We start from the raw sequence: 437 nt of genomic DNA, 5'->3' as shown, positions 1-437 counted from the left end.
CGGTTGTGGCTGACTGACATCAGTGTTTTCGCTACTAACCAAGGTCGCGTGTACCTGTCTGCCATCATCGACTGTTTTGACGGCAAGGTCGTGGCAGCAAAAACAAGTGTTCATCCCACCATGGAGTTAGCAGAAGAAACTTTGTACGCAGCAATCGCAACCGAAAAGCCGGCAATGGATGGATCCTTGGTGATTCACTCAGACCGCGGAGCACATTATCGAGGCAGCAGCTGGCGAAGCATGACCGAGAAGTTCGGAATACTTCGCTCTATGTCGAAGAAAGGCTGTAGCCCCGACAATGCAGCATGTGAGGGGTTCTTCGGCCGAATGAAAAACGAAATGTACTACGGCAGAACCTGGCAGAACCCCCAAGAGCTCAAAGAAGCAATCGCGACATACATCGAGTTCTACAACAATCACCGAATCAAGATCAGCCT

At 50.6% G+C, this 437-nt stretch carries 1 protein-coding gene; it reads left to right on the top strand.

The window, feature by feature from the left end; translation table 11 throughout:
• A partial coding sequence (locus L8U58_RS10160) for an IS3 family transposase (RefSeq protein WP_338078549.1) occupies window positions 1-437 on the top strand: 437 nt, incomplete at both ends.

Origin of the sequence: Corynebacterium macclintockiae (assembly GCF_027570165.1) — a bacterium.
Taxonomy (GTDB): domain Bacteria; phylum Actinomycetota; class Actinomycetes; order Mycobacteriales; family Mycobacteriaceae; genus Corynebacterium; species Corynebacterium macclintockiae.
The sequence above is the reverse complement of the archived record's forward strand: the minus strand, read 5'-3'. Positions and strand labels throughout refer to the sequence as shown.